Below are 23353 nucleotides of genomic sequence, written 5' to 3' on the forward strand. Positions count from 1 at the left end.
GCGTGAGCGCGGGAGGAGAGCCGGCGGGGCGCAAGCGCGTCTGGTCGACGCCGGCCAACGTGAAGCTGCTCCCGGTGAGCGCCTTGGAGGACCCCGGGGCGCGCAACCTCGTCCTCCAGATTGGGGACGCCTTCTTCCACGGCTTCCTGGTGCGCAAGGGTGACGCGGTCCACGGCTACGTGGACCGGTGTCCCCACGCGGGTCTGCCACTCGCACGCGAGCTGGACCGCTACCTGACGCCGGACAAGGGGCTCATCGTCTGTGCCTGGCACGGGGCCCTGTTCCAGGTGGAGGACGGGCTGTGCGTGGGCGGGCCGTGTTCGGGCGGGCGACTCACGCCGTGGCCGGTGACGGTGCGCGACGGCATGGTCGTCACCGGCTGAGCACGCGGCTCAGGCGGGCGCTGCGACCGGCGCGGCCTCCGCCTCCGTCTCCGCGTCGAGGGAGACCAGGACCTGCTTCTCCCAGGCGCGGCTCTTCCAGCGCAGCCACATGGTGATGCCGCGCACCCATTCATCCGCGGCCACCGCCATCCACACGCCGGCCAGTCCCAGGCCCATGTGGAAGACGAGGTAGTAGCCCAGCGGCAGGCTCATGCAGACCATGGACGCGATGCCCATGTAGACGGTGAACGTCGCGTCACCCGCGGCGCGCAGGGCGTTGATGAGCACCAGGTTGAAGCAGCGCCCCGTCTCCAGCGCGAGCCCGATGACGATGACCTGCGCTGTCAGTCGGACGATGTCGGCGTTCTCGGTGAAGCGCGAGACGATGGGGACGCGGAGGAGGACGACGGCCACGTCCACGACCAGGGTGATGGCCAGGCCCCACTTCAGGCTGCGCAGGGCCTGCTGGTACGCGTCGTCGGCTCGGTTGGCGCCCACAAGCCTGCCCACGATGATGGACGTCCCCATGCCAATGGCCAGGCTGCACAGGAAGACATACTGGGAGATGGCGTGTGCGTACTGCCGGGACGCCAGCGCCACCGCGCCCAGGAACGTCACGTAGTACAGGAACACCGTCTGGCAGCCCTGGTACGTGGCCTGCTCGAAGGCGGAGGGCAGGCCGACCTTGAGAATCTTGCGGACGTAGTCCTTGGAGAACGTCACGTAGTCGCGCGGCGCCATCTTCACCGGCATCACCCGGTACAGGACGTAGACGAAGACGCCCAGCGCGATGGCCCGGCTCACGACGGTGGAGATGGCGGCGCCCGCCACGCCCATCGCGGGGAAGCCGAAGTGGCCGGCGATGAGCACGTAGTTGCCACCCACGTGCAGCACGTTCATTCCCAGCGAGACGAACATGGACGCGCGCGTGAAGCCGTAGGTGCGCAGCAGCCCGGCGAAGACGTTGATGAGGGCCTGGAGGAACAGGAAGCCGCCGACGATGTGCAGGTACGTCTTGGCGTACGCCAGCATGTGGCCCTGAAGGTTCATCCCGCCCAGGATGGCATCCCCGCTGAGCAGCAGCCCCGCGCTGACGGTGATGCCGAGCGCGAGGTTCAGGGTGACGGCGATGGCGGAGATGCGCGCGGCCTCTGTCTGCCTGCGCGCGCCCAGGTACTGGGCCACGACGATGGCCGCGCCGTGACCCACGACCTCCATGATGAGGATGCAGATGAAGACGTACTGATTGACGACGCCCACCGAGGCGACGGCGTCATCCGACACGCCGCTGAGCATCAGCGTGTCCGCCGTGCCCATCATCATGAAGAGCAGCAGCTCCAGGAAGATGGGCCACGTGAGCCGGAACAGCCCCAGCGACGGTGCGCCGTGTGGATCGGCTTTCGGGGATGCTGCGACTTCCATGGGGCGTCGACTCCGAGAGGCGGGCGCGGCAATGCCTCGGCTCGCGCCAGCGTCTCGCATGTCGCGCCGAGCGCGTCGAGTGACATCGAGGTGTGGGCGCCGCTGCTTGATTTGTGTTCAAACAGCAGGAGCCTTTTGCTCGGTTGCCCGACGGCCAACGCACCCTTCGGTGAAGATGACCCTCACCCTTCCGGCGCAGCCGCGGCCCGGCACTCAGGGTGCGAGCCGCGCGGATGGGGCGTCCGCCCCCTTCGTGCGCGTCACCGTGGACGGCACGGCGATGTCTTCGATTTGCAGATACGCGGAGGCTTCGACGATGACCTCCGCGGGCGCGCCCCGGTTGGAGCCCCGGCCGTTGACCTCACAGTCTCCGTCGGTGTGGACGCCCAGCAGGTGCCCTTGCTGGTTGAGTACGCCGGCGCCGGAGCTGCCGACCAGCGTGTCCAGGTCCCCGTAGAAGAAGAGGTTGTTGCACGCGTCCAGATACCGGCCCTCGGCAATGACCTTGGGGCGTCCGCGGGGGTGCTGGATGATGGCCAGTTGCTCGGTGGCCTGGGCCGTCAGCCGGATGGGCCTGACGTCCGGGAGGACGTCGAGCTGGATGAGCGCGTAGTCCGGCTCCATCGACTGCTCGATGACGGTGCCCTCCGTAATCAAAGGGTCGCCGTCCGCGTCGTCCTCGAAGTTGAAGACGATGAGCGGGATGTCCCCGAGGTTGACACAGTGGCCCGCGGTGAGCACCACGGGGCCCGCGCTTGCTTGAATCAGCGTTCCGGTGCAGCGCCCGTCAATGAGCACGACGGCGTCTTCCCGGTCCTGGATGACGTCCGAGAACTCGCCGACGTAGCTGTTGATGGGAGTGAAGTCGAGCGTCGGACCGCACTGCGCGAAAGCACGAACCTCCGGACTGGCGGGTGGCTCACAGACCGCAGGCTCGGTGGGCTCGGACCGTCCTCCGCAGGCGGTGAGGCCCAGGAAGACGGTCCCAGCGAGGAGCGAACCCCACAGCGTCACGTGGATGTCTGAGGGGTGTCGCGCCATGACTCAGTACAGGTACTGGAGCGCCGTGACGTCGGAGCTCTTGAAGTTACCCGTCTCGGACGAGCCGAAGCAGGAGTTCATGAGCGAGCCGCCGCGGGTGGCCGTGGTCGGCGTGCCCGGGATGTGGATGGCGCCAACGCCCGCGCTGCCCTCGTTGGTGGCCGCGCCACCGCAGCTGATGCTGCGGTTGTAGTAGTCAGAGTGACGCAGGCCCACGGCGTGGCCCAGCTCGTGGGTCACGACGTGCTCGACCACGGCCACGCCGTAGGTGGCGGTGCCGGTGCCGATGTTGATGATGCCGTAGGGACGGCCGCCGGAGGAAGCCCGCCGAGCCGCCAGCGCCGGACATGGTGCGCGCGGAGATGGTCGCGCTGCAGCCGGAGCCGCCGCGCTGCATGGTGAACGACAGGCCCAGCGCGTTGTAGTTGGCGATCGCCCGGTCAAGGGCGGACATCAGCGTGGAGTTGGCGGCGTACGCGGAGTTCGGGACGATGCAGATGCGGGTGATGGAGGAGGAGACGAGGTTCGTCGTGCGGTACTGCTCCTGCGTCTTCAGGTCCGTCTGGAGCATCTCGCGGGACGCCTCGAGCGTCACGTGCGAGTCGCGACCCACGTACACCTGGCCGTCGGAGACCAGGATGTCGTCCGCCGGGAAGCCGGCCTCGACCAGGTTGGAGATGATCTCTTCATGCTCGTGTTGCGAATCGGCCTGCATGTCAGTGCCGCAGCCCGTCAGCATCATGCTACCGGTCACCGCGAGGACTGCAGCTCCCTTGAACATCTTCTGGAACATGGGCATCGGAGATTCCTCGTCCGTTTTGACTGCGGGGGGACGCGCCGTCCGCCTGGTATCCACCAGCCGCGGCGAGGCGCGTCCCGGCCCATGAGCAAATGGTAGGCCAATGAGTCCCGTAGAGCGAGAAACCAGAAATAGTTGACTAGCGTGGAGTGCCTGCGCTCCAGGCCCGTGTCACGGGCGCGTAAATAGAGTTGACGCCAGTCGCCACAAGCCCGCGTGATTGCTTCAGATTCCCTGGAGACGGCAGGGCGTTTCGAAACCACACAGTGATGTCTGTTTATCGGTCACTTGCCCCGTGGGGCAAAGACACCCCAGGCATTATCTGGCGCAAGTGAAAACAAACTACGGCCCTGTAATGGGGTGAGAAAGGACACTCCCCTCTGACGAGAGGTGCACGAGAATACACTGTCGGTGTATTCAGTCGCATATGCAAATGCGCCACGTCACTTGTCCTGTCGCCGCGCTGCTAGGCGCGGCCCTGTCGTTCCTTTCTGGCTGTGGGAGCACGATGTCAAGCAATCCCTCGCCCATTGAGGCTCAGAGCCAGGCCTCCACTTCTCAGCAGGCCGCGGAGGCCTGGAAGCGTGCCCGCGTGGGCGACCGCGTCACCTATGCCTTCTCCGCGACCCAGGGCCCCACCCCCGGTGCGGCTGACGCCGCGCGCACGCTCGACGGCCAGTTGACGCTGGAGGTCGTGTCCGTCCAGCAGCCCTGGGTCTATGTGCGGGTGGCCTTCACGGACGCGGCGGGCCATCCGTTGACGCAGACGCGGCTGGCGCAGGACCTGGTGGTTCCCGTGCGCTCGGACATGACGCGCTCGCTGGACGTGCCGCGTCCAGGGCAGGTGACGGCGGAGCGTCCTTCCTTCTCCGGGCGCAACTGGGAGGCCACTCGCTATGTCAGCGATCAACGGCCCGTGGACGGTCCGCTGCGCACGCGCGTGTATGCCAATGATTCGGCATTGCTCTACCTGACGCGCGGCCTGCTGGAGGCCAGCACGGAGTCAGCCGGGTTCCGGACGCCGGGCGGCATCAGGCTGTCGCTGCGTGAGTTCCAGGAGGGCTCCACCGAGGCCAGCGCCCCCGCGCCCGCGCTGGAGCGGCCCCTGGGGCCCGGCGCGTACTACGACAGGAAGGTGGACATGGCGCCCACGCACGAGGTGCTGCGCGTGTGTTTCACCGCGGAGCGCGGCTACATCCTGCGCGCGGAGGGCCCCTTGGGCACTGGGAGCGAGCCTTGCGCCGACTTCTCCAAGGCGGAGCCTGAGTCCCTGGAGGAGGTGGTGATGGGCCTTCCTTGGGAGGCGCTGGTTTCGGGCGAGTGGCCTCCCTCCAAGGACGGCGCCCGTGGCACGTTCACCGTGGGAGACCGGAACGTGCCCTCCATCACGGACCAACGCACGGAGGACCTGGAGGGCACGCAGCACGTCTTCATGGACACCTACGCGGCGGAGCCCTGGGCGCCGGGGCTCGCGGGCCTGCCGTATGAAGCGCGCTTCCAGTCGCTCTCCAGCGGCTCCGAGCGCGTGAGCCCCGGAGGGCAGCGTGAGTCCGCGGGCGGCAGTCGGATCGTCCAGTGGGGTCCGTGGCTCGGCGGGCAGCCGTGACGGTTCGGTAGCCTCCAGAAAGAGGTCCCGGGGCCATCTTGCCGAGCGGAGCTACACTGGGTGCGGACTGGAGGCTTCATGCACCTTGAGAGATTTCGTCGGCTGCCCGCGCTCGTGCTTCTCGGCCTTTCCTTCGCCGGTGGGATGGGGTGCTCGGAGGATGACGGGGGCGTGGACACGCCCAACCCCCTGACGAATCCCAAGGATGGGCCTCCCGCCGGGAATCAGAACCCGGAGGCCACGTGCGCCATCCCGGCCGAGGCTGGCCTCGCGGACGTCTCCCGGCCCACCACGGTCGTCGGCACGGGCAGTCCGGAGCGCTGTACCAGTGACGCGTTCATCCAGGCCGTGGCGCGGGGCGGGGTCATCACCTTCGACTGCGGTCCCGAGCCCGTCACCATCACCCTGGAGCGGACGGCGAAGATCTTCAACGACACGGGGCCGGAGATCGTCATCGACGGCAAGGGGCTGGTGACGCTGAGCGGGGCGGGGCGGCATCGCATCCTGTACATGAACACCTGCGACCGGGAGCAGGTGTGGACGACGGCGCACTGCCAGGACCAGGACCACCCTCGATTGACGCTGCAGAACCTGACGTTCGTGGATGCCAGCTCCAAGACGGAGGCCGAGTTCGACGGCGGCGGCGCGGTCTGGGTGCGCGGCGGGCGCTTGAAGGTCATCAACTCCCGGTTCTTCAACAACGTCTGCGCGGATGTGGGGCCGGATGTGGGCGGCGCCGCGCTCCGTGCGTTCAGCCAGCACCGGAACCAGCCCGTGTACGTGGTGAACACGACCTTCGGTGGCAAGGCCGGTTATGGCGGTGCCTGCTCCAACGGCGGTGGAATCAGCAGCATCGGCGTGTCGTGGACCATCATCAACAGCCTGTTCTCCCACAACCGGGCTGTCGGCAACGGCGCCAATCCCGCGCGGCCGGGGACTCCCGGTGGGGGCAGTGGCGGGGCCATCTACAACGATGGAAACACGATGACGCTGTCACTGTGTGGCACCCGGATTGAGCACAACGAGGTCAATGCTCACGGCAGCGCCATCTTCTTCGTGAGCAATGACCACTCGGGAGATATCCGCATCGACCGCTCCGTGATTCGGAACAATACGGGCGGCTCGTGGTACCCGACGCATCCACAGATTTCGAATCACGATGACACGCCCATCGTCGTGACGAGCTCCACGATTGAGTGACGAATCGCTCGTCTGCCTCACCCTGGGGGCTCAGCGCCGCTTCTTTCCCGGTGCCTTTCCGTCGATGAATACCGCCAGTCCATCGAGCACTCGTTCGAGACCGAATGCAAACGCCCCCTTGGGGTCGTGTGCCCCGTAGGTCTCTCCCGCGGTCTGCCCGACGCGGGACAGGACGGGGTAGGGCGTGAAGTCGACGGTTTCGAGGAAGGGGGCGACGCGGTACCACCACTCCTCGTCCGTCATGCCGGTCAGGTCCTTGACCATCTTCTCCCGGGCCGCGTTGCGGACCGCGCCGTGGACGTAGTCGAGGACCAGGGTGATGATCCGGTCCATCTCGAGGTCCGTGAGCCCCAGGCCTTCAATGGCACTCAACGCGATGTCGGCGGAGCGGAAGGTGTTCGGGCCCAGCACGGTGCGGTGGGTCGCGAGTGGAATCACCCACGGGTGGGCCAGGTAGAAGTCGCGATAGTCCGTCGCCACCCGTGTCAGGTTTGCGCGCCAGTCGGCGGGCTTGAAGACGGGCCGGTCCTTCAGGATTTCGCCGGACACGACATCCATCATCAAGTCCAACAGCTCGGCCTTGCCGGGGATGTGCGTGTAGAATGACATGGGGGAGATGCCCACCGCCTCCGCGACGCGACGCGTGCTGACCGCTTCGAGCCCCTCGGCATCCGCGATGGTGACGGCGGCTGACACCAGCTCCGCGACGCTGGCCTTCGCCTTCGGGCCGCGCTTTGGTGCCTCGGTCCGTCCCCATAGCAACTGCAGTGATTTCAACGGGTCGCCCCGGCCGGAAATCTCGTCGCTCATCCGTACCTCAGGATAACTATTTACAGCGTACGGGGTTGTTATGCTAAACCTCGTGCGCCGTACGAAGTTACGGCGCGGCTGAAAAGATGTCGAGCGATTTACGGGAAGCCCGCTTGTGGACGCGCCGCGTCCGCGGGCAGGGCGTCACTCCAAGGAGAAGCCAACCATGTACGGCTCCATCAAGATTCGCGGGGCACGCGAGAACAACCTGAAGAATGTCTCGCTCGACATCCCCAAGCGGAAGATCACGGTCTTCACGGGCGTCTCGGGTTCGGGCAAGTCGTCCCTGGTTTTCGGCACCATCGCGGCCGAGAGCCAGCGGCTCATCAACGAGACCTATCCGGCCTTCGTGCAGCAGTTCATGCCGCACTATGGCCAGCCGGACGCGGAGAGCCTGGAGAACATCTCCGCCGCCATCATCGTGGACCAGCAGCGGCTGGGCGGGAACTCACGCTCCACGGTCGCCACCGTCACCGACGCCGCGCAGATGCTCCGCGTGGTGTTCTCACGCCTCGCCGAGCCGCACCTGGGCAGCCCGGGCTTCTATTCCTACAACGACCCCCGGGGGCTTTGTTCGGAGTGCGAGGGCATCGGTCAGGTCGCGTCCATGGACATGGACGCCGTCATCGACAAGTCCAAGTCCCTCAACGAGGGCGCCATCCTGCCCAAGGACTATGCGGTCGACAGTTGGTACTGGGCCATCTACGCACGCTCGGGCTACTTCGACGTCGACAAGAAGCTGTCCAAGTACACGAAGGAGGAGATGGAGAAGCTCCTCCACCTGGACGACGGCCGGAAGATCAAGCTCGACAAGATGAACCTCACCTACGAGGGCCTTGTCCCCAAGCTGCGCCGGACGCTGGGTTCCAAGGATCCTGAGACGGTCCAGCCGCACGTCCGCGCCGAATACGAGCGCATCTTCACTCGAGCCACCTGTCCTTCCTGCAAGGGTGGGCGGCTCAACCAGGCAGCGCTCGGCAGCCACATCCAGGGCAAGAACATCGCGGAGTGCTCCGCGATGCAGGTGTCGGACCTCGCCACGTTCGTCCGGAAGATTGCCGCTCCGTCCGTGGGGCCCATGCTGGAGGCCCTGGCCCACCGGCTCGACAACCTGGTGACCATTGGCCTGGGGTACCTCAGCCTCGACCGCGAGAGTTCGACACTGTCGGGTGGAGAGAGCCAGCGGGTGAAGATGGTGCGGCACCTGGGCTCCAGCCTCACCGATGTGACGTACATCTTCGATGAGCCCAGCGTGGGGCTCCACCCACACGACGTAGGTCGGCTCGCGGGCCTGATGCAGCAGTTGCGCGACAAGGGCAACACCGTGCTCATCGTGGAGCACAAGCCGGACATGATTGCCATTGCGGACCATGTGGTCGACATGGGGCCCAAGGCCGGCAACAAGGGTGGACAGGTCGTCTTCGAGGGCACCTACGAGGGGCTGCTGACCTCGGGCACTCTCACGGGCAACCACATGAAGAAGCACCAGCCGCTGAAGACCACGCCTCGAAAGCCCACGGGGCAGCTTCAAATCAAGGGCGCCCGGCTCAACAATCTCCAGGACCTGTCTGTTTCGATTCCGCGGGGTGTGCTCACGGTGGTGACGGGCGTGGCCGGCTCGGGGAAGTCGTCGCTGATTCAGGGCTGCCTGCCCAAGGCGTACCCGGAGACCATCATCATCGACCAGAACCTGGCTCGGGGCTCGCGCCGCTCCAACACCGCCACGTACACCGGCATCCTCGACAACGTCCGCAAGGCCTTCGCCAAGGCGAACAAGGTGGATGCCGCGCTGTTCTCCGCCAACTCGAAGGGGGCCTGCCCGGACTGCAGTGGCCTGGGCGTCATCTACACGGACCTGGCGCACCTGGACCCGATGGTGACCGTCTGCGAGACGTGCGAGGGCAAGCGGTTCACCGAGGAGGTGCTGGCGCACCGGTTGCGCGGCAAGTCCATCAGCGACGTCTACGAGATGGCCATCAGTGACGCGGTGGCCTTCTTCACCGAGCCGGCGATCGCCAAAATCCTCCAGGGGCTGGATGACGTCGGGCTCGGCTACCTCACGCTGGGGCAGCCGCTGTCAACGCTGTCGGGCGGTGAGCGCCAGCGGTTGAAGCTCGCCGCCGAGTTGGGCCGTTCCGGGAACATCTACGTGCTCGATGAGCCCACCACGGGCCTGCACATGAACGACGTGGACACGTTGATTGGCCTGTTCGACCGGCTGGTGGATGCCGGGTCGACGGTCATCGTCATCGAGCACAACCTCGACGTGGTGTCCCGCGCGGACTGGGTCATCGACCTGGGGCCCGGCGCCGGGCATGAGGGCGGACAGGTCGTCTTCGAAGGGCTCCCGGCTCAGCTCGCGACGCACCCGCGCTCGCTGACCGGGCAGCACATGGCCCGCCGAGGCAAGGCGTAACGGCGCGCCCGCCGGAGCGGCGCGAGACACCTCGCACCGCTCCGGTCGAGGAGCGCGACTCAGGCCGTCACGGGCTCCAGCTTCCAGGGAACGAGGCGGTACACCGCAACCTTGAAACGCATGAGGCACTCCAGGAATCGTGGAAACGGCCTGCCTTTGATTTCAGGCCATTCCTGGAGTGTCAGTCTCGCGGCAACGAACGTCTACCGGCGGCGGCGCTGCTGCATCGCCCGGCGAGCTGCGGCCCGGGCCTCACCGCGCGCCGCGACTTCCTTGAGCGCTTCTTCCTCGCCGCTGTCACCCGACAGGAACCCGGAGAGAGCGCGGATCGTGGGGTAGCGGAACAGGTCCACCAGCGTGAGGGGCTTCTCCACCTGGGCCTTGAGCTTCTCCAGCACCTGCACCATCAGCAGCGAGTGGCCGCCCAGGTCGACGAACTTGTCCTCCACGCCGACCTTGTCGAGCTTGAGCACGTCCTGCCAGATGCTGGCAATCAGCGCCTCCGTCTCGCCTTCCGGCCGGACCAGCTCCCCGCGCGCCTGCGCCTGCTCCGGAGGTGGCAGGGCCTTGCGGTCCACCTTCTTGTTCGGCGTCTGGGGGAAGGTGCTCAGCGTCACGAAGGCCTGCGGCACCATGTACTCGGGCAGCCTCGTGCGCAGGAACTCGCGCAGCGCGTCCGCCGCGGGCGGCTCGCCCGGCTTCGCGATGAGGTAGGCCACCAGCCGCTTGTCGCCCGGAATGTCCTCGCGGACGATGACGACCGTCTCGCGCACCGCGGGGTGTTCGCCCATCCGGGATTCGATTTCGCCCAGCTCGATGCGGAAGCCGCGCACCTTCACCTGGTGGTCCAGCCGGCCGATGAACTCCACCAGGCCATCCTGCCTCCATCTCGCGGCATCGCCGGTGCGGTACATCCGCGCGCCCGGCTGGGAGGAGAACGGGTCCGGCACGAAGCGCTCGCGGTCCAGCTCTTGACGGTGGTGGTAGCCCCGCACCACGCCCTCGCCGCCGATGTACAGCTCACCCGCCGCGCCAATGGGCAGCGGACGCTGCTGCGCATCCAGGATGTAGAGCTGCGTGTTCGCGATGGGCGTACCGATAGGCACGCCTTCGCCCACGTTCTTCACCGGCTGGGTGGAGGACCAGATGGTCGTCTCGGTGGGGCCGTACATGTTGATGACGTCGCCGGACACCGTCTCGGAGAGCTGACGCGCCAGCGGGACGGGGAAGGCCTCGCCGCCCACCATCATCTTCTTCAGCCGCTTGAGGCCCTCGCGCGAGCGCTCCTCGGCCAAGAGCATGCTCGCCTGGGACGGCGTGCACTGGAGGTGCGTCACCGCGTGACGCTCCAGCAGCGCGGGGATGGAGCCGTCCAGTTCGGGCTCGGCGCCCGGCTGGCCCACGCCCGAGTTGGCGCGCTGGCGCACCTCGGCCAGCAGCGGCAGGTGCTTCATCACCAGCTCCGTGGGCACCCCGAAGTCCACGAGGCAGGCAATCTCGTCCACGTCCAGGCCCTTGAGCCGGTCCACGATCGCGACGCACGCATCCACGCTGCCGAACAGGCCGGAAGACTGGAAGTAGCGCTCGAAGGAGAAGTCGAGCAGCGCGTCCATCTCCTCGGCGGACAGGTGGTCGGTGCCGAAGTTGCCGTTGGCCAGCGTCGTCTGTGCCTTGAAGGCCGGGAAGCTCCAGGCCGCCTCCTTGATGAGGCCCACCGACGACCTGAGGTACGACTTCATCGGCTCGCGAACGACCTCCTTCACGGACGCCTCGGAGTCACCGACGAAGGTGTGCAACATCAGCGACACGGTGCCCTTGCCGGGGTGACCGGCCTTGGCCCACGTTTCCCGGTAGAGGGCAATCTTCTGCGCCACCTCTTCCACCGACTGGCCCAGCAGGTGGGTGAGGACGTGGCAGCCCGCGCGCGCCGCTTCCTCGAAGGTCTCCGGGTTGCCCGCGGTGGTGACCCAGATGGGCAGCTCTTTCTGCACCGGGCGGGGCAGGGTGCGCAGCTTCACGGTGTGACCCGTGCCGCTCTTCGTCTCCAGCGCCTCGCCACGCCACAGCCGGCGCACGTCCTCAATCTGCTGGAACATGATGCGCTTGCGGTCCGGGAAGGTCTCCGGACGCAGCGCGAAGTCGTTGGGCTGCCAGCCCGCGGCGAACGAAATGCCCACGCGGCCGTGGGAGATGTTGTCCACCACGGACCAGTCCTCGGCGATGCGCAGCGTAGGGTGCAGCGGCGACACGAGGCTGCCGGCGCGAAGCTGCACGTTGCGCGTCACCGCCGCCAGCGCGGCCGACGTCACCGCCGGGTTGGGGAAGAGTCCGCCGAACGCGTGGAAGTGCCGCTCCGGCGTCCACACGGCGCAGAAGCCGTTCGTGTCCGCGAAGCGCGCGCTCTCCATGAGCAGGTCATAGCGGCCCTCGGGACGCTCGCCTTCATCACTGGAGAAGTAGAAGAGACTGAACTCCATGGCGCGCGAGGCGTGCTTGCCAGCCTGCACCGCATCGTGCCGCTCCGCGTGCAGCACCACCGTGAAGCCGCGCGTGAGCGTCCAGAGCAGCTCCAGCACGGAGATGTCGAAGTTGAGGCTCGTCACCGCCAGCCAGGTGCCGCGCTCCGTGCCCAGGCGCTCGTCCATGCCAACGCCGAAGTTCACGACGTTGCGGTGTTCAATCATCACCCCCTTGGGCTTGCCCGTGCTGCCCGAGGTGTAGATGACGTAGGCCAGGCTGTCCGGCGTGGCCGGCGGCGTCTGGGCCTCCGGCGCGGCGGCGATGCGCTCCCACTGCTGGTCCACCGCGAGCACGGCCTTCGCCGCGGACGGCACGCGCGACAGCAGCCGCTCCTGGGTGAGCACCAGGTGGCAGCCCGCGTCCTCCTCCATGAAAGCGATGCGCTCGGCGGGATAGGCCGGGTCCAACGGTACGTAGCAGCCGCCCGCCTTGTGCGTGGCCAGCACGCCCACCATCATCTCCAGCGAGCGCTCCATGAAGATGCCCACGCGCACGTCGCGGCCCACGCCCGCGCCGCGCAGGTGCCGTGCGAGCACCTCGGCGCGCGCGTCCAGCTCGCGGTAGGTCAGCGAGGCGCCCCGGCAGATGAGCGCGGTGTCGTCCGGCGTGCGCCGCGCCTGCGCCTGGAAGAGCGAGGCCAGGGTGGCGTCACGGGGGAAGTCGCGGCGCGTGTCGTTCCAGCGCGCCAGGAGCTGGCGCTCCTCCGCGCCCAGCAGGTCATGCTCGCCCACGGCCTTGCCCGGCGCGTCCCGGAGCGAGGCGAGGAACGCGCCAAGCTGCCGCGCCACGTCGTCCACGCGGGCTTTGTCCACGCGCGTGGCGTCGAAGTGCAGGTGAGCGTGACGGCCTTGGGCGTCCACCTCGATGACGAGCGCCGCGCCGCCCACCGGGCCGCTTGCTTCACCCGGCGCGTTGATGCGCAGCGCGACGGGGTACGCCACCTCGCCCGCGTGGCGCTGGAGGTTGGACAGCTGCGCGGAGCGGCCCAGGACGTCCCGGGCGAGCACTCCCTTGTCGCGCAGCTGCGTCAGCGCCTTGCGGAAGGTGCCCGCGGCCAGCTCCGGCGCCTCCTTCATGGGCAGCTCGACGCGCAGCGGGAGCTGTGAGGCGAAGAAGCCCTCCGCGCCGGTGATGCGGGCGCGCGTGGAGGCGTCCGCGTAGCCCACGTCGAAGCGGGGCTCGGGGGACAGACGCGCCAGGAAGGCGGCAGCCGTGAAGAGCAGCCGGTCCTCGGGGGCAGGTCGGTGGCCCATCCCAGGGGGACGTCCGTGGCCTCGAACTTCAGCGTGTGCGTGCCCACGTCCTTGGAGCTGCCGCCCAGGAAGGGGAGGTCGGGCGGGGAGAGCGTCTCCAGCCGGCGCAGGAAGAAGGACTCCGCCTTGCCGGCCTGGGCGCTCACCTCGGTCAGCCGGGCGCGCAGCTCTGGTGGGGCCGGGGGCAGGACGTCACCCCGGGCGAGCATCCGCGCCCCAAGCAGGTCGGCCCACGACAGTGGCGCGCCGCACGGGCCCTTGGGGCCCTTCAGCGTGAGGTCTCCGCCCTGGAGCGCGACAGTCAGCGCGTCCCCTTCGATGTCGAGCACGGTGCCCGGGGCCGCCTCGGAGGCGGGTTCGGCGCGCCGCGCCTCGGAGATGGCGACCGGCCCGTTGCCCAGCCACACCTTCGCGAAGGCGAGCGGGTTGGGGTAGCCGCCGTAGTCCAGCGCCGACACCAGCGCGTGCGCCACGTCCACGTCGCCGTGGAGGTCCAGCACGGCCGCGGCCTCCGGGCGCTGCGCGAGGCCGAAGTAGCTGCGCTGCGAGAAGTCCTGCGCCTTCGCCTCGGACGTGCCCGCGACCAACTCCTCCGCGAGCTCCGCGAAGGTCTCCATGCCCAGCGTGTAGCAGCGGGCATTGAGGCTGAAGGCCGTCTCGCCGGGGGCGATGTCGAAGAGGCGCTGCTTCAGGACGCGGCCCTCGTCCGCGCCCGTCGTCATCTCGTGCCAGGTGACGCCGTGCCGGGGCTCCCGGTTCAGCAGCGCCCACGACGTGACGTTGAGGCCGGCGTAGCGGGGCAGCGGGCCGTCGTGGAAGTTGATGGCCATGCGCCGGGGCAGGCGGAGGATGTCCTCCTTCACCATGCTCAGGTTGACGATGCTGAAGAGCCAGTCGAAGGGCGCCTGGGACAGGAACGGCAGCACCTGCTCGCCGGGCGGCACGTGCGGCACGCCCTGCTCCTCCGCCCACTTCTGGAGCGCGGGCTCGCGCGTGACGAGCCCGAGAATCTGGACGCCGCGCTCGGTGAGGGCCTGCGCGCAGGGGACGACGAGGGTGCCCTCGCCGATGATGAAACAACGGGGCGACTCCGGAGCCGCGCTCATGCTGTGCCTCCTGTGGTGCTGCGATTCGGGGGCCCCCGGCTCACAAGCCCAGGCCTTGCCGGGCGTCAGCGAGCGCGGGGGATGCTTCAAGAGCTCGGCGTGCCCGATGCCGGGATACGTCATCAACCGCGCGCCCAGCCCACGGCTGACGAGCTCGCCCTGGACGAGCGGCAGCGCGCTGTCGGCACCGCCGTGCAGCACGAGGGTGGGAACCTTCCGGTGGGTCCGCAGCAGCGTCCGGTTGTCGTACTCGTGCCGTCCGAAGACGCGGCCCATGAAGCCCGCGGGCCTCACCTTCATCCGGTGGAAGGGCGCGAACAGCACCAGGCCCTTGGCGGGGGTGTCGCGTTCTTGCAACGTGCCAGCCGCGCTGAGCGCCGCCATGCTGCCCATGGAGAAGCCCACCAGATGGATGCCCTGGGCCGCGGCGGGATGCGCCGTCACCAACCAGCGCATGGCGTTCGCGGCGCTGTCGCGGAGCGCCTCGGGGAGGGCTCTCCCGGTGAACCGTCGAAGCCGGGCGGCGCGAACGCGGCGAGGCCCCACGCGCGCCCCTGGTCGAGTGTGAGCAGGACGGACTTCGCCTCGGCGAGATACCCCGGGGTGTTACCGCCGAAGTAGACCAGCCACCGTGTCTCACCGGCCGCGGGAGGGCGCGTCAGCGCGAGGTTCCAGGGCGCCGCGTCCGGGCCCGTCAGGGTCCATCCGTCGGACGTCAGCCCGCTCCGTTCCTCCGCGGTCAGCGGTGTGCCGGTGTACGGGAACGGGCCCGGGAATTCAGGGTCGAATCGAGGCCATCCCATGATGATGATCCCCACCAACAGTATGACGGCGGTTGCGGGGGTCGCGTTCCGAGCGTTCCACCTCCCGACCTCGCGGCTCGATGTCTTTACCTCGAACCAGTCCATCGAACCTCTCCGCTCGCTTCGCGCTGGGCCTCGTCCAGGGCCTCCCGGAGCAGCCGCCCCAGGACGTGGACGTTGGGCTCGCGGACCAGGCTGTCGTGGTCACCCGGCACCTCGCGGATGTTCAGCAGCGGCACCAGCGGCTCCCAGCCCAGGCTGGTGCCCATGTGCGCGTAGATGGCGTGAATCTCCTGCGCGCGGAACAGCGTCACGGGGCCGGCATAGGGGCTCGGCACGTAGCGGCTGGCCAGGAGCTGGAAGCGCTCGGTGAGCTGGAGGTTGCGCAGCTCGATGGGGAGCGCTTCGCCGCGCTGCTCGTACCAGCGCAGCTTGAGCTGGCTCCACAGTCGGGTGCCGTCGCGCTCCACCTTGGTGCGCAGCTTCCGGCTGACGTAGCTGGTCGCGCCTTCCCGGCGGAGTTCCCGCAGGCGCTCGTTGAGCGACTGGCGCCGCTCCTGGGTGGCCGGGTGGAAGGTGTCCAGGAACGCGACCAGGGCCACGGGCTCGCCCAGCGCGCGCAGCCGCTGCGCCATCTCGTAGGCGACCACGCCGCCGCCGGAGTAGCCGCCGAGCAGATAGGGGCCGTGGGGCCGCACCGGCGGATGCTCTCCAGGTAGATGGACGCCATCTCCTCGATGCTGTCGGCCGGGGGCAGCTTGCCGTCCACGCCGCGCGCCTGGAGCCCGTAGAAGGGCTGCTCCTTGCCGAGCGTCTGCGCCAGCTCGCGGAAGTTGAGGACGTTGCCGCCCGCGCCGTGAACGCAGAAGAAGGGCAGGGCATTGCCGCCCTTCTGGATGGTGACGAGCGGAGACCAGCTCTTCGGCGCCGCCTTGGCGCCCGGGGCCTGCGTGGCGGGCGCCGCGTCACCCGGACCCGCGTCCGACGTGAAGGGAATTCCGGCGGCCTCACGCACCAGCGCGGCGCACTGCTCCAGCGTGGGGGCCTCGAACAGCGTGGCCAGCGTCAGGTCCGCGCCCAGCGTCTTCTTGATGCGCGCGAACAGGCGCACCGCGATGAGCGAGTGTCCGCCCAGCTCGAAGAAGTTGTCCTTGAGCCCCACCTTCGGCGCGCCGAGCAGCTGCTGCCACAGCTCCGCCAGCTTGCGCTCCACGTCGTCGCGCGGTGCGTCCGCGGCCGCCACACCGGACGGCGCGCCTGCCTGGACCGAGGCTGGAGCCGCCGCGGGCTTCGCCTCCTGCTTCGGGCGCATGCGGGCCGCGAGGGTGTGCAGGTCCATGGAGCTGACGAAGAGCGCGGACGTGCCCTGGAGGGCCAGCGCGCGCAGGAAGGCGTCCTGGCCTTCCGCCGGCTTGATGCCCAAAGGCAGCCAGCTCTCCAGCAGTGAGCCCTTCTTCTGCGGCGAGCGGCCGAAACGCCGCGCCTCGACGGACGCGACGAGGTAGCCCTCGATGGCGCAGAAGACATTCCCGTCCGTGTCGGTGAGCGTGACGTCGAGCAGCGCGCCGCGGCCTTCCTCCTGGCGCACGCGGACGTGGCTCAGCGCCACCTGAGGCCAGGGGCCCCAGACCTGAAGCTGCCGGTAGGAGACGGGCACGTGCAGCTTGCCCGGCTGGCCCGCGTCGGGGAGCAGGGAGAAGGCAAAGCCGGAGGCGATGTCCAGCAGCCCGGGCGGAATCCCGTACGTCGACAGGTCCTCGCGGTAGGCGGCGGGCAGCTCCAGACGGCCCAGGGCCTCGGACGTGCCGAAGCCCGCGTCGCGCAGCACCTTCCAGCGCGGACCGAACGCGATAAGCGCGTCCTGCGGCAGGGACTGCTCACCCTCGCCGAAGGTCAGCGGCCGCTCACCGCAGCGAACCTTCGCCGCGGGCACGCTCAGCGCCGCGGGACGCTGGCCCGTGGCCTGGTGGAGCCGCGCGGTGGCGTGCTCCGTCCATGCGTTTCCGGCCGCGCGGCTGCGCACGCGGAAGGTGAAGCCGTCGCCCTCCGGCGCCAGCCCGATCTCCACCTCCCGTACCTCGCCGTCCGGGACGTCCAGCGGTGACACCAGCGAGAGCTGCGACAACTCCAGTGGCTCGCCAGGACGCGCCAGCGCCCAGGCGGCGCGGGCCAGCTCGACATAGGCCGTGCCGGGGAGGACGGGGCCTCCGCCGCGCATCCGGTGCTCATCCAGCACCCAGTGGGCCTTCGCGTCGTAGATGGCGCGGAAGACGTGGTGCCCTTCGGGGCTTCCACGCGCCGCTGGAGCAGCGGGTGGCTGACGGACTCACCGGGCGGCAACTGCGGCGCGAGTTGCGCCGCGGCCATGCCGACCTCCTGCCAGACGCCCCAGCCCAACGCGAGTGCGCGCTTCGCGATGCCCGTGGCCTCCAGCCGTGTCGCCTGCGCCAGCAGGTACGCGTTGGCGGCGACGTAGTCCACCTGCCCCGGGGGCCCGAGCCACGCGCTCGTCGACGCGAAGCTGACGAAGAAGTCCAGGGCCGCGCCTTGCAGCGCTTCTTCCAGCGCGAGCGCCCCCATCGCCTTGGGCGCGAGCACCCGCAGGGCGGAGTCGCGTGTCTTCGCCTCCAGCGGCCCGTCCTCGAGCGTACCCGCCGCGTGCACCACGCCATGCAAGGCGCCGAAGCGCTCTCGCACCTGGGCGATGGCCGCGCGCAACTGGCCGGCGTCAGTGGTGTCCGCCTTGAGCAGCAGCACCTGCGCGCCAAGTCCTTCCAACGTGCGCTGAAGCTCCACGTGCGACGCGCTGGCCGCCGAACGCGACACCAGCGCGAGCCGGGCCTTCACCTTGCGAGCGAAGAGCTCGGCGAGCGTGCGGCCGATGCCGCCCAGGCCACCCGTGATGAGGTAGACGCCCTGCTCACGCAGCGGCGACGGGCCCTCGTCCAGCGCCGTCCGCTCCACCACCTGCACCAGCCGGCGCCCGCCTCGCAGCGCCACCGGCGCTTCGACGTCCGGGCGCAGCAGCTCGTCCGCGAGCTCCCGCGCCTGACCCATCACGTTGACCACCAGCTGCACGTCCACCACGCGGGCCTTGAGCTCGGGAAGCTCCTTGGGGCCCACGAGCAGCGGACCGAAGCTGAGCGCCTGCTCGGGGCTCGTGGCGTGTCCTTCGGCGGGCAGGGCCTCCTGGGTCACCCGCATGTAGCGCAGGCCCGGAGGCAGCGACTCGGAGGTCAGGGACTGCATCAGCGCCAGCGGCGTGAGGAAGTACCGCGACACCGCGCGTTCCCACCCCAGCGGGGCCATGTCCCGGCCGGTGATGTCCACGATGCGAGGTGGCACGCGCCCCTCGGCGCCCAGCGCATCCCAGAGCGCTTCCCAGTCCTCGCGCGCGTCGAACCGCAGGGTGAAGTGCCCCGCGTCCACGCGGCCAAAGGCATCGCCCGGCAGCACGCGCATCACCTGGGCGCCACGCGCCGACAGCTCGCGAGCCAGCTCGCTGATCAGCAGGTGCTGCTCGCCCACGAGGAGCCAGCGCTCGTTCTCCGTGGGGCCTCCGGCGCCGCGCCGGCCTGCTCGCGGAAGCGCGGAACGTAGCCCCAGCGCGACACGTTCTCTTCACGCACCAGCGGGCGCTCACCCTCACGCCGCGCCATGAAGGTGCCGCTGCCCGGCTCCACCCAGTGGCGCTCGCGCTCGAAGGCATACGTGGGCAGCGCCACGCGGCGCCGCTTCTGGCCATCGAAGAGCGCGGCGGCGTCCAGGTCCACGCCCGCGGCCCAGAGGCGGCCGAGCGCGAGCTGGAAGAACGCCAGGTCCGCCACGGTGTCGTTGGGGTGCCGCAGTGACGGCACCAGCTGCTCGGCCTGCGGCTTCTCCACCTGGGCGCGCAGCAGCTGCGTCAGGGTCTGGCCGGGACCGACCTCCAGGTAGACGCGCGCCTTGTCCGCCAGGAGCACGCCCGCGCCCTCGGCGAAGCGCACCGGCTGACGCAGGTGCCGCACCCAGTAGTCGGGCGACGTGGCCTCCTCCGGTGTCACCCACGTCCCGGTGACATTGGAGATCCACGGGCCGGTGGGCTTGGAGAAGCGCACCGTGCCCAGGAACTCACGGAAGGGCGCGAGGATGGGCTCCAGCATGCGCGAGTGCGCGGCCACGCGGATGTGCAGCCGCCGCGCCTCCACCTCGCGAGCCTTGAGCTGGGCCTCCAGCGCCTCGATGGCGGCCACTTCACCGGAGACGAGGCACAGCCCCGGCGCGTTGTGCGCGCCCAGGTCCAGGCCCTCGCCCAGCAGCGGCTTCAGCTCCGCCTCGGGCATCTCCACGCTGAGCATCGCGCCGGCGGGGAGCTGGTCGAAGAGGCGGCCACGGCAGGCGACGATGCCCAGCGCGTCCTTCACCGAGAACACGCTGTTGAGCTGCGCGCAGGCGTACTCGCCCATGCTGTGGCCCATGCACGACTGCGGCGTCAGGCCACGCGCCTTCCACAGCGCGGCGAGCGACAGCTCCACGGATAGCAGCGCCGGCAGCGCGTACGTGGCCTGCTCCAACTGGGCGCGGGCCTCCTTTTCGGCGCCGGCCTCCGGGAAGAGCAGGGGCCGCAGCTTCAGCGACTGGTGCTGTTCGAGCAGCGACAGGCACTCATCCAGCGCGCGGCGGAACACGGGCTCCTGCTCGTAGAGGCCCTTCGCCATGCCCGGGTACTGCGCGCCGCCGCCCGGGAAGAGGAAGACGACGGAGCGGCCCTCCGCCTCCGTCTGTGCCTGGGCCGTCCGTGCGGCCTCTGGCTGCGACAGCAGGCGCACGGCGTCCTCGCGGGACGATGCCACCACGGCGCGGCGATGCGCGAAGCGGCGGCGGCCCTCGAGCAGGGTGTACGAGGTGTCACCCAGGTTCGGCGCGTCGGCTTCACCCAGCCGCTGAGCCAGCCGCTGCGCGGCGCGCTCCAGGGCGGCGGCGGTGCGCGCGGACAGCCACAGCGTCTCGAAGGGACGCGCGGCGGACGTCTGCGGCTGCGCGGGCGCCTCCTCCAGGATGACGTGCGCGTTGGTGCCACCCACGCCCAGCGAGTTCACCGACGCACGGCGCGGCCGGCCCTTGGCGGCGGGCCAGTCGCGCAGCGCGGCGTTCACACTGAAGGGCGAGCGCGCGAAGTCGATCTGTGGGTTGGGCTTCTCGAAGTGCAGCGTGGGCGCCATCTGCTTGTGGCGCAGCATCTGGACGACCTTGACGAAGCTCGCCACGCCCGCGGCCGTGTCCAGGTGGCCGATGTTCGTCTTCACCGAGCCGATGCGGCAGAACCCGCTCTTCTGCGTCTGCGTGCGGAAGGCCTGGGTGAGGGCGGTGATTTCAATCGGGTCGCCCACCGGCGTGCCGGTGCCGTGGCACTCGATGTAGTCGATGGAGTCGGCACTGATACCGGAGACGTTGAGCGCCTCCACGACGGCGTCCGCCTGCCCGTCCACGGACGGCGCCAGGTAGCCCACCTTGCGCGCGCCGTCGTTGTTCACCGCGCTGCCCTTCACCACCGCATAGATGGTGTCGCCATCCGCCAGCGCGTCCTCCAGGCGGCGCAGCACGATGACGCCCGCGCCGCTGCCGAAGAGCGTGCCCTGGGAGCGGTGGTCGAACGCGCGGCAGTGCCCGTCCGGTGAGAGGATTTCTCCCTCCTGGTACAGGTAGCCGCGGTAGTGCGGCAGTTCCAGCGTGACGCCGCCCGCCAGCGCCAGGTCGCACTCGCGCGCCAGCAAGCTCTGGCAGGCGGAGTGGATGGCGACGAGCGACGTGGAGCACGCCGTCTGCACGTTGAGGCTGGGCCCGCGCAGGTCCAGGCAATACGAGACACGGGTGGTGAGGAAGTCCTTGTCGTTGCCCGTGTGCCGCACGAGGAACAGTCCGACTTGTTCCATCAGCTGCGGGTTGGTGAAGAGGTTGTAGGGCATGTATGCGTTCATGCCCGAGCCGCCGAACACGCCGACGGGCCCCTTGAACCGCTCCGGCGGATGGCCGCTGTGCTCCAGCGCTTCCCAGCACACTTCCAGGAAGTGGCGGTGCTGCGGGTCCATGAGGGACGCCTCGCGCGCGCTGAAGCCGAAGAAGCCCGCGTCGAAGTCCTCCAGGCCCTCGTACACCATGCCCGACTTCACGTAGTTCGGGTCCTGGAGCAGCGCCGGGTCCACGCCCGCGCTCAAGAGCTGCGCGTCACTGAAGTGCGTGACGGACTCGACGCCGTCGCGCACGCGGCGCCAGAACGTGTCCACATCGCGCGCACCAGGCAGTCGCGCGGCCATCCCGACCACCGCGATGTCTGGTGAATCCGCAAGCCCTTCAACGTCTTCCGTCATGACAGTAGTCCTGGAAAGTACCGCTTCCAGCAGTTCAAATCAGCACAGTTTGAGGAGGGTCGAACCCGCCCCAGCTTTGGAACCGGCGTACCAAGGTCTGTCACGACATCCCCCCGCTGCGCCCAGCCTACTCGTGTGTGGCATTGAGCCCGAATATCTGGCGCAGCCGTCCGAGTATACGGCCGACCTCGGCGGGAATGGCGTCGTTGCTCGTTCCGCTCGCTTCGGCCACCGCGCGCAGCTGGGTCCGCCGTTGGGCAAGCATGGAGGAGAGCTGCCGGGCCAGGCCGGGATACTCCGTGAAGAGACGGGCGAAGGTGGGACGGTCTACTTCGAGGAGCAGTGAGTCCTCCACCGCCACCACCGTGGCCGAACGGCGCTCTCCCGTCAGCAGGCACATCTCTCCGAAGTAGCTGCCCCGACCCAGGCGGGTGACTTCCGACTGCGACTTCCCCGTGCGCACGCTCACCTCTCCGGAGGCGAGCACGTAGAAGGTCCGGCCCTCGTCGCCCTCCTGGATGATGCGCTCGCCGGCGCCGAAGCGGCGCACCAGCGACTCCTGGCGCAGCCGGTCCAGCTCCTCCGTGTCCAGGGACTGGAAGAGGTCCACGGCGCCCAGGAGGCTGCGGATGGTGTCCTCCGACAGCTCCGTGCGCGCCATCTCCTGCCGCACGTGCACCGTGCGCTGGGCGTAGGGAATCTCGATGTTCGCCCGGCGCAGCCGGTACCACAGGCGGGTGTGGAGGTCCTCCTTCACCGCGTCGGCCAGGCCGTAATCGCCGATGAAGAACCGCACCATGTAGCGGATGGCGGAATCCTCGTAGCTCAGCGTGCGCGCGATGGGCGACGGCTCCGGGAGGATGAGGGGGGTCTCCCGCATCGTCTCCAGCAGCGCGTGCTTGACCTGGTTGGGCGCGGCGTCCCGTGACAGGCGGAACTCCACATCGATGCCGACGGGGTTGGGGTCCTGGGTGAAGTTGAGGACCAGCTCCTTGGCCACCATGCTGTTGGGCAGCGTGATGACCTCGCGGCGGAAGTTGGCCAGCCGGATGGAGCGCCAGCCAATGAAGACCACGCGTCCGGTGTGGGTGCCGATGCGGATGAAGTGGCCGACCTCGAATGGGCGGTCCAGTTGGAGGGACAGGCCCGCGAAGAGGTTGCCCAGCGTCTCCTGGAGCGCCAGACCGATGACCACCGACAGCACCGCGGACGTGGCCACCAGGCCTGCCAGGTCCACGTTGAACTGGGTGCGCAGGAGCGGCAGCACCGCCAGTGGGTACAGCGTGAAGTCGATGACGTTGCGCAGGATTTTCGGTGTGCCCACCGCCGGCGCGCGCAGCCGGATCACCTTCAACGCCAGGGCCACGCTGGCGCGGATGCCACCGAAGGTGAACATCAGCATCCAGCTGATCTGGAGCGCCTTCTGCATGCCCTCCGGCGCCGTCGCGGGCAGGGCCCATGTGGCCAGCCGGAGGACGATGAACGCGATGAGGAGCCGGATGGCGCTCTTCAAATCCTGTCGCAGGTCGCCGTCATGGGAGGCGGCGCGCACCCCCATCAGCACGACGATGAGCAGCGCACCCACGGCCAGGGACAGGTTGCTCTGAAGGAAGGGCAGCAAGGCGAGGGGGAATGTCTCCCGCCATC

The 23353-nt window shown here is 69.0% G+C and carries 13 protein-coding genes and 3 pseudogenes; 4 read left to right on the forward strand and 12 right to left on the reverse strand.

The window, feature by feature from the left end; all coding sequences use genetic code 11:
• Positions 1 to 2 precede the first annotated feature (2 nt).
• A complete protein-coding gene (locus QEG98_RS14645) occupies positions 3 to 383 on the forward strand; it encodes a Rieske (2Fe-2S) protein (RefSeq protein ID WP_316567130.1) in 381 nt (126 codons plus the stop codon).
• Positions 384 to 392: 9 nt separating this feature from the next.
• Here the strand turns inward: QEG98_RS14645 and QEG98_RS14650 are convergent, their stop codons facing one another.
• The 3 genes and pseudogenes from QEG98_RS14650 to prtB form a co-directional block, all read right to left on the reverse strand.
• Complete coding sequence (locus tag QEG98_RS14650; protein WP_316567131.1) at positions 393 to 1805, reverse strand: MATE family efflux transporter; 1413 nt, start codon at positions 1803 to 1805, stop codon at positions 393 to 395.
• A 213-nt stretch (positions 1806 to 2018) separates the two neighbouring features.
• Entirely contained in the window at positions 2019 to 2846 is an 828-nt protein-coding gene (locus QEG98_RS14655) for a serine protease (protein WP_316567132.1), read from the reverse strand.
• Between the two features lie 3 nt (positions 2847 to 2849).
• Positions 2850 to 3645 (reverse strand): annotated as a pseudogene (prtB, locus tag QEG98_RS14660) (M57 family metalloprotease PrtB).
• A gap of 433 nt (positions 3646 to 4078) precedes the next feature.
• Between prtB and QEG98_RS14665 the strand changes: the two are divergent.
• Entirely contained in the window at positions 4079 to 5251 is a 1173-nt protein-coding gene (locus tag QEG98_RS14665; RefSeq protein ID WP_316567133.1) for a DUF6068 family protein, read from the forward strand.
• 78 nt (positions 5252 to 5329) lie between these two features.
• Positions 5330 to 6451: a hypothetical protein gene (locus tag QEG98_RS14670; RefSeq protein WP_316567134.1), complete on the forward strand. Its 1122-nt coding sequence runs from the start codon at positions 5330 to 5332 to the stop codon at positions 6449 to 6451.
• A 30-nt stretch (positions 6452 to 6481) separates the two neighbouring features.
• Here the strand turns inward: QEG98_RS14670 and QEG98_RS14675 are convergent, their stop codons facing one another.
• Entirely contained in the window at positions 6482 to 7261 is a 780-nt protein-coding gene (locus QEG98_RS14675) for a TetR/AcrR family transcriptional regulator (protein ID WP_316567135.1), read from the reverse strand.
• Positions 7262 to 7427: 166 nt separating this feature from the next.
• Between QEG98_RS14675 and QEG98_RS14680 the strand changes: the two genes are divergently transcribed.
• Complete coding sequence (locus QEG98_RS14680) at positions 7428 to 9677, forward strand: excinuclease ABC subunit UvrA (protein WP_316567136.1); 2250 nt, start codon at positions 7428 to 7430, stop codon at positions 9675 to 9677.
• Positions 9678 to 9880: 203 nt separating this feature from the next.
• Here QEG98_RS14680 and QEG98_RS14685 read toward each other — a convergent pair whose 3' ends face one another.
• From QEG98_RS14685 to QEG98_RS14725, 8 genes and pseudogenes are all read right to left on the reverse strand, one after another.
• Positions 9881 to 13273 carry a MupA/Atu3671 family FMN-dependent luciferase-like monooxygenase gene (locus QEG98_RS14685; protein WP_316567896.1) on the reverse strand — a complete coding sequence of 1131 codons (3393 nt, stop codon included), beginning with the start codon at positions 13271 to 13273 and terminating at the stop codon, positions 9881 to 9883.
• The gene (locus QEG98_RS14690) at positions 13270 to 15012 is read right to left on the reverse strand and encodes a formyltransferase family protein (RefSeq protein ID WP_316567137.1); all 1743 of its coding nucleotides are present in this window, start codon (positions 15010 to 15012) and stop codon (positions 13270 to 13272) included. The genes QEG98_RS14685 and QEG98_RS14690 overlap by 4 nt, the downstream gene beginning before the upstream one ends.
• Positions 14997 to 15359 carry a hypothetical protein gene (locus QEG98_RS14695; protein ID WP_316567138.1) on the reverse strand — a complete coding sequence of 121 codons (363 nt, stop codon included), beginning with the start codon at positions 15357 to 15359 and terminating at the stop codon, positions 14997 to 14999. The genes QEG98_RS14690 and QEG98_RS14695 overlap by 16 nt, the downstream gene beginning before the upstream one ends.
• Positions 15360 to 15445: 86 nt before the next feature.
• Positions 15446 to 15673 carry a hypothetical protein gene (locus QEG98_RS14700; RefSeq protein ID WP_316568094.1) on the reverse strand — a complete coding sequence of 76 codons (228 nt, stop codon included), beginning with the start codon at positions 15671 to 15673 and terminating at the stop codon, positions 15446 to 15448.
• Positions 15674 to 15916: 243 nt separating this feature from the next.
• Positions 15917 to 17595 (reverse strand): annotated as a pseudogene (locus tag QEG98_RS14710) (thioesterase domain-containing protein); the annotation flags it as partial.
• Positions 17596 to 17792: 197 nt separating this feature from the next.
• A pseudogene (locus tag QEG98_RS14715) lies at positions 17793 to 18887 on the reverse strand (SDR family NAD(P)-dependent oxidoreductase); the annotation flags it as partial.
• Positions 18866 to 21706, reverse strand: a complete 2841-nt coding sequence (locus tag QEG98_RS14720) for a type I polyketide synthase (RefSeq protein ID WP_316567139.1) — start codon at positions 21704 to 21706, stop codon at positions 18866 to 18868. The gene QEG98_RS14720 and the pseudogene QEG98_RS14715, both read right to left, overlap by 22 nt.
• Positions 21707 to 21833: 127 nt before the next feature.
• Entirely contained in the window at positions 21834 to 23327 is a 1494-nt protein-coding gene (locus tag QEG98_RS14725) for a mechanosensitive ion channel family protein (protein WP_228557861.1), read from the reverse strand.
• Positions 23328 to 23353 lie beyond the last annotated feature (26 nt).

Source organism: Myxococcus sp. MxC21-1, from assembly GCF_032612255.1.
In the GTDB taxonomy this organism is placed as follows: domain Bacteria; phylum Myxococcota; class Myxococcia; order Myxococcales; family Myxococcaceae; genus Myxococcus; species Myxococcus virescens.